Source organism: Nocardioides alcanivorans (assembly GCF_021555175.1).
GTDB lineage: Bacteria > Actinomycetota > Actinomycetes > Propionibacteriales > Nocardioidaceae > Nocardioides > Nocardioides alcanivorans.
The window spans coordinates 210924-217626 of sequence record NZ_JAKGRW010000004.1 but is presented as its reverse complement, the minus strand read 5'-3'; the positions used below and the strand labels follow the sequence as shown (position 1 = coordinate 217626).

At 67.1% G+C, this 6703-nt stretch carries 4 protein-coding genes and 1 pseudogene; 2 read left to right on the top strand and 3 right to left on the bottom strand.

Annotation, left to right across the window (positions count from 1 at the left end):
* Window positions 1–2688: 2688 nt before the first annotated feature.
* Together L1066_RS02795 and L1066_RS02790 are read left to right on the top strand one after the other, a co-directional pair.
* Complete coding sequence (locus L1066_RS02795) at window positions 2689–4248, top strand: S9 family peptidase (protein ID WP_235734875.1); 1560 nt, start codon at window positions 2689–2691, stop codon at window positions 4246–4248.
* Window positions 4249–4585: 337 nt separating this feature from the next.
* Window positions 4586–5536 carry a sigma-70 family RNA polymerase sigma factor gene (locus L1066_RS02790; protein WP_235734874.1) on the top strand — a complete coding sequence of 317 codons (951 nt, stop codon included), beginning with the start codon at window positions 4586–4588 and terminating at the stop codon, window positions 5534–5536.
* Window positions 5537–5651: 115 nt separating this feature from the next.
* On the opposite strand, the gene coaE is transcribed toward L1066_RS02790, so the two are convergent.
* The 3 genes and pseudogenes from coaE to L1066_RS02780 all read right to left on the bottom strand — a co-directional run bounded on the left by coaE (window position 5652) and on the right by L1066_RS02780 (window position 6701).
* Window positions 5652–6044 carry a dephospho-CoA kinase gene (gene coaE, locus L1066_RS02785; protein WP_312006839.1) on the bottom strand — a complete coding sequence of 131 codons (393 nt, stop codon included), beginning with the start codon at window positions 6042–6044 and terminating at the stop codon, window positions 5652–5654.
* A 77-nt stretch (window positions 6045–6121) separates the two neighbouring features.
* Window positions 6122–6244: pseudogene (locus L1066_RS27390) on the bottom strand (dephospho-CoA kinase); the annotation flags it as partial.
* A gap of 43 nt (window positions 6245–6287) precedes the next feature.
* Window positions 6288–6701 (bottom strand): MarR family winged helix-turn-helix transcriptional regulator, encoded by a 414-nt coding sequence (locus tag L1066_RS02780; RefSeq protein ID WP_235734873.1) that lies wholly within the window; start codon window positions 6699–6701, stop codon window positions 6288–6290.
* Between the last annotated feature and the right edge of the window lie 2 nt (window positions 6702–6703).

The window sequence follows — 6703 nt, the reverse complement described above, 5'->3', positions numbered from 1 at the left end:
AAATAGGAACAAAAGTTACGTCGTTTTTCGATGCGGACGACCTGTGCCAGACTACTGAAGCTGCCCGCGCGTGAGAGGGGGCGTGTTTTTCGAAAATTTCCGTTGTTACGAGACAGCACGGAAGAATGAATCGAAACCTGAAAAAAAAATCCAGAAGGGAGTACCGGAGGCATTGTTCGCAAAGCACAGGCTGTGTGGGAGTAGCGGCGCCGATCGATGCCGACTTCTGCGCGTGAGGCCGTACGCCGGATGCTGTGCCGTCGCCTGGGCTTGACCGCTGACGGAACAAATGCGGATGGGTCACTGTCCCGGCGAGCGCAAGATCTTCGAACGGATCATCGCGTTGAGTGCCGCGGCGGCCGGCGTGCGCGGGAGTCGTGCACGATCTTGCTGGCTGACGCGGCTGATGTGGTGATCGCAGACGCTGCCGCGTAGTAGCAGGACATCACTGCGGTGAGGAGCGGAGCAGACCTGCGAGCAGCCGGCCACGCACGTCATCGACAATAGCCGTTCTGCAGGAACTGCCGTGGATCCGCTGAAATTCGTACCGAGCGGCCCGTGAGCGGCGCGGGGGGACACAGCTTCCGCGCTCGATGGTTCGCGGACCGGCGAGGTGCGTGTCGCGAGGTGTTACCAGGCCGCAGCGCCTCGCCGAGGCTGGCGCACCCGCTCGCGGAGATGCCGCAGTTGGCGCTGTCGGCCAGCTGACGGCCGCCGAGTCGGTGCGATCGGCAGCGCGGTCGTCAGGAGACCAGCGATTGGCGGTGGTCCCGGCCGGGGCTGGGTGCCAGCCAGGTCGCCGCCGGGAGGACGGCCGGATGAGGATCCACCTTCGAGGTGGCCACGTCGCGGCCGAAGGCAGTGGCGCCGCCTGGTTGAGCCTTCAGCGGGACGGAGGTGACGCGGCCTCTTCGCTGCCATGCCTGGCGGCACTCCACCAGGCATAGGAGAATCAGTTTTGGCGGCGATCGCTGTCAGGCCGGTGTCTGGATCCAGGTCGAATACAGGGAGATGGAGACGACGGAGGCCGCCGGAAGGTGGGTGCATCGCCTGCTGGCCTCTCCGCGCCAAAGCCACCAGGCTTGCAGCGCCCTGTCGATCCGGGCTCCCGGCAGAGCTGATGGTCACCATTCGAGCCATGCCGCGCGAGGCGAATCCGGGCGACAACTACTGGCTGTGTCCTCTCGATTTCTCCCGGCTGGGCGGTGGCAAACGGGGCCAGTTTTCGTCATTCCTCCTTCGTCTGTGAGGCCAACAGCCCGGCGCGGGTTTTCGTCCGCTTCATCCATTGCAGATGAGCGGCTGTCGAGAGTGCCAGTTCGATGTACCCTGACTTCTAAGGGAATTTTCTGAGCCCCAATTTTCCGTCTCAATTTGTCACGGGAAGATTGCCCGAGCGGGGAATTGCCGCCACATACTACATGCCCGGGCGGGAATTGGCGAGGCTGGACTCGGTCAGAGTCATGAGGCCCGGTCGAGATCCAGGCAGGGAGGGGGGAGGGTCGCTCCAGGCTCGGTAGTTTATCGATTGCCAGCCATCCGTCTGAGCAGGGTCGGGCTCATCGGCGCGCACTCGGCTTAGTCCAACGTCTGAGTGTCGTTGGTGGAGCCCGGCGAGGGATCGGGAAGTCGATGTCGGCGGCGACGCGTTCCGTAGGGGGGGCGTGCCGTGATCCGCCGGTGATGGGGGCGACCGGGAATGCCCGGAGTGCCGCCCCACTCCCGCAAGCGCTCCATGACCGTCAGCGGGGAAGGGAGGAGTCACACGGGGTCAGCGGCACGGCGGCCTTATCCCGGCGGCACCGCACCGATCGGTCAGGGTTGGCCGGCGTCACCATTCGGCCGGTGCTCGTCCAGCCGCTGTCGATGATGCGTTGGTCATTGCGGCGACGAAGTCGCTGAAGGTGCCCTGTTTGTGCTCGAGCTTGCCGCCGTCGTCGGATGCGCGATGGCATAAGACAGCACGCGACAAAATCATCGGGCTGCAGATGGAGTCTTTCTACTGCAGCCGGGGGACTCGGCACCGGCGTTGCCTGACGGGTTGCCGGCCAGGGAGACGGCACCGCCGTACCGCGCCGTCTGCGGCTCTCGCGGCGGGTCGGCCGAGCATCGGTCTTCGCAGTAGGCCAGGGTGTGTCACATCAGCGCTGCTTATGAGTCAGTAGCCGAGCAAACACCACGGGCCGCGGAATTCGGGTTGTCTTCCGGAGCCGACGCAAATTCACCTGGTACTCGGGCGGGTAACCGCAGCTGGGTGTCGCCTGTTATGGACGACGAGCTGCGAGGCCAGGCGTACGCGCGGTACCAGCAGCGGCGCCAGCTTCGCCGCGGGAGACGGGGATTACGTCCACGAGACGTCATCACCACCGATGACGGCGCCTGCACTGATGCCGGTCTTCCTTCGCGGCTGGAATATCAGGATTCCGTGTGCACCGAACATGCTCATCGTCAGGATCTGGCGACATCAGCAATCGGGCGGCGACGCCTGCGGCCAGCGTTCATCATCTGTCGGTGCCAGCGTCGACGGTCAGTGCCTGCCACGCGGTCCGATCGCCCTGGCGACGAGCGGCGCGCGACGAAAACGATCGCATCCTGGTCATCCTCGGCGCTCACCATGACGATCGCAACAAGACTTCAGGGAACAAACCAGTTCGTCGTTTTTCGTGCGCCGCTTCGACGATCACCGGGGTGCTCGGCGGAGCCTCCTGGGACCCGCGTGGCGGAGCCTTCTACTACGTGACCGTCGACGACAGCTGGCGCGCCGACAAGGTGTGGAGGCACACCTTGGGCACCCCGCAGAGCGACGACGAGCTGGTCTTCCACGAGACCGACGCCCAGTTCTGGGTGGGCGTCGGCGTGGGTCGGACCAAGCGCTTCGTGATGGTGATGAGCGCCGCGAAGACCACCTCCGAATTCCTGGTGCTCGACACGCAGCGGCCCGAGTCCGACTTCGTGGTCTTCCAGCCGCGGGAGACCGGCATCGAGTACGGGCTCGAGCACGCCGTCATCGGTGGTGATGACGTCTTCCTCGTCATGCACAACGGCAACGGACCCAACTTCGAGCTGGCCACCTCCCCCGTCTCCCCCACGCCCCGCGAGAGCTGGACGCCGCTGCTGGCCCACCGCGACGACGTACGCCTGGAGGACGTCGACGCCTTCGCGGGGCACCTCGTCGTCCACCAACGCAAGGACGGGCTCACCCAGCTGCGGATCCTCACCCTGGACGCGGAGGGCATCGCCGACGACCACCAGGTGGAGTTCGCCGACGAGGTCTACACGATCGGCTCCGGAGGCAACCCGGAGTTCGAGCAGCCCGTGGTGCGGCTCGGCTACACGACGCTCGCCAAGCCCGGCGCGGTGCACAACTACGACGTGCGCACCCGCGAGCTGACCCTGCTGCGCGAGACTCCGGTGCTCGGCGGCTACGACCCCACCCACTACGAGGAGCACCGCGAGTGGGCAACCGCCCCGGACGGCACCCGGGTGCCGATCTCCCTGGTGGTGCCGGCCGGTAGCCCTCGGGACGGCTCGGTGCCGATCCTGCTCTACGGCTACGGGGCCTACGAGGCCTCCATCGACCCCTACTTCTCGATCGCGCGCCTGTCCTTGCTCGACCGTGGGGCAGGTTTCGCCATCGCGCACATCCGAGGTGGCGGCGAGATGGGTCGACACTGGTACGACGGCGGCAAGCTCGAGCACAAGCAGAACACCTTCAGCGACTTCATCGCCTGTGGCCAGCACCTCATCGACAGCGGCTGGACGAGTGCCGACCGGATGGTCGCCGAGGGCGGCAGCGCCGGTGGCCTGTTGATCGGTGCGGTTGCCAACCAGGCGCCGGACCTGTTCGCCGGATTCGTCGCAGCCGTGCCGTTCGTCGACGTACTGACCACGATGCTCGACTCCTCCCTCCCGCTGACGGTCATGGAGTACGAGGAGTGGGGCAATCCCGAGGGCGACCCGGTCGCCTACGAACGGATCCGCGGCTACGCCCCCTACGAGAACGTCGCCGCCGTCGACTACCCGCCGATCCTCGCCGAGACCTCCCTCAACGACACTCGGGTGTTCTACGTGGAAGCAGCCAAGTGGATCGCCAAGTTGCGCGCCGCCGCGGTCGTCCGCCGTGACTTCCTGCTCAAGACCGAGATGGCTGCCGGGCACGGCGGTGTCTCCGGTCGCTACCAGGCCTGGAGCGACCGCGCCTTCTCCCTCGCCTGGATCCTCGACCGGATGGGCCTCGCCGACTCCTGACCGAGTCCAGCCTCGCCAATTCCCCGCCCGGGCGGGGAATTGCCCTCTTGGTGTATGTGGCTACGGCCTACAAGTACCAAGTTCCCCGCTCGGGCGGGGAATCTTGAACGCTCCCGTGACAGGTGGGACGGAGGAGCGCACGAAGGGTGGTTTCGGAAGGGTTCCCTTAGAAGTCCCTGAGAAGTCCGCATCGAGGCAACTTCTCGACAGCACCGCTCGTCTGAATGGATGAAGGCGTTCGACGCCGGGGCGGGAACACACAGGCTCCGGATGACGTTGAACCGAGCGTGTGGGCCCATCACCAGTGGGTACCCACCAGACGAAGGAGGGTGACGAGATGGCCACGAAGACCACCACCAACCGGGAGATCGAGGGACGCGACAGCGTCGGCCTCTACCTGGACGAGATCGCCCGGACGCCGCTGCTCGACGCAGCAACCGAGGTGGAGCTCTCCAAGACCATCGAAGCCGGGATGCTGGCCGAGCACCTCCTCGCCGAGGGCCGGATCGGTCGCCGCAAGGGCGGTGCCCCGAAGTCCGCCAACCAAGAGGAGCTCGAGTGGCTGGCCGCGGAGGGCCAGCGGGCGATGCGCACCTTCATCAACGCCAACCTCCGACTCGTCGTCTCCATCGCCCGCAAGTACGGCCGCTCCCAGATGCCGATGCTCGACCTGATCCAGGAGGGCAACACCGGCCTGATCCGTGCCGTCGAGAAGTTCGACTACGCCAAGGGCTACAAGTTCTCCACCTATGCCACCTGGTGGGTGCGCCAGGCGATCACTCGTGGCATCGCCCAGCAGGGCCGCGTGGTGCGCCTCCCCGTCCATGTCGTCGAGGAGCTCAACCAGGTCGGCAGCGCCCGCCGCACGCTCGAACGTCAGCTCGGCCGCGACCCGGAGCCGCAGGAGATCGCGCAGGAACTCGGCATGGAGGTGGATCGCGTCCTCGACCTCATCCGATGGGGCCGGGACCACGTCAGCCTCGACACTCCCATCGACGAGGACGGCGACACCAGCCTCGGCGACCTGATGGCGCAGGAGACCACCCCCAGCCCCGATCTGGAGGTGCTCGACACCGAGAGCCGGGACCGCCTCAATGCGCTGGTCTCCCAGCTCGACGACCGCGCCGCCGACATCATCCGTTCACGCTACGGCCTCGGCGACGGCCGTCAGCACAAGCTGGCCGACATCGGCGCCAAGCACGGCATCTCCGCCGAGCGGGTGCGCCAGCTCGAGCGGGAGGCGCTGCAGAAGCTGCGCACCTTCGCCGACCCCGACCTGGCTGCCTGAACAACCTCGCGACGCACGCTCCGCTCCGGTCCACGGACCATCGAGCGGAGCGTGTGTCTTGCGCACCTGGGCCGCGCACCGCCGTCCCCGGAGGCCCGCTCGACACGAGTCCCCCTCAGCTCGAGCGTTCGGCGAGTTCCTCCACGACGGCAGTCACCTTGGCCCTGAGTTCCTGCAAGGACCCGGTGTTGTCGATGACGTGCGTGGCGATCGCCCGGCGCTGCTCACGGGTCGCCTGCGCGGCCATCCGCGCCTCCGCGTCCTCACGAGTCCATCCCCGGTCACGGACCATCCGCTCTCGCTGCACCTCGGCCGGCGCGTCGACCACGATCACCGCATCGAAGGTGTCGGCCCGTCCCGACTCAGCCAGCAAGGGGATGTCGTGCACGACGAGCGCACCGTCCGCCGCCGCGGCCTCCAACGCGTTGATCCGTTCGAAGACGAGCGGGTGCACGATCGCCTCCAGCCGGCGCCGCGCGCCCTCGTCACCGAAGACGAGTTGACCCATCCGCGGACGGTCCAGCCCCCGTCGGCGGTGAGCAGCTCGGGACCGAACTCCGCAACGACGGCGGCAAGTCCCGGCGTACCCTTCGCGACGACCTCACGCGCCAGGGCATCGGCGTCGATCAGCACGGCGCCCGCCTCCACGAGGAGCGCAGCCACCGTGCTCTTGCCCGAGGCAATGCCTCCAGTCAGTCCGACACGCATCTGGCTGCTCCTTCTGGGATTCTCGACGCCACGCAGGTTCGATTCATTCTTCCGTGCTGAGCAATCGCTCGAGGAGCGACCCCAGGCTCGCTCGCTCTGCTGGGGAGAGCACCGAGAGGTACGCCGCCCCCTCCGCCTCACGGGCAGCTTCGATGAGGTCGCACAACTCCCTCCCACGGGTCGTCGGCTCCACGCACGTGGCACGCCTGTCACCCGGATCCGCGAGCCGGCGCACCAGCCCACGGTCCTCCAGGGCGTCGACGACCTCGGTCGCCGAGCGCGGCGCGATCCGCAGCCTTTCGGCGATCACGGACAGCCTGGGGCCGCCCGAGGTGCAGACCACCCGCAGTGCACGGGCCTGTGCCGGGGCGATCTCCCAGCGCGCCAGTGCTGCCGCGTGCCGCCGACGCAACTGGCGGGCGGCGGCCTGGAGAAGGTCGGCCGGGTGTTCGGTCATGA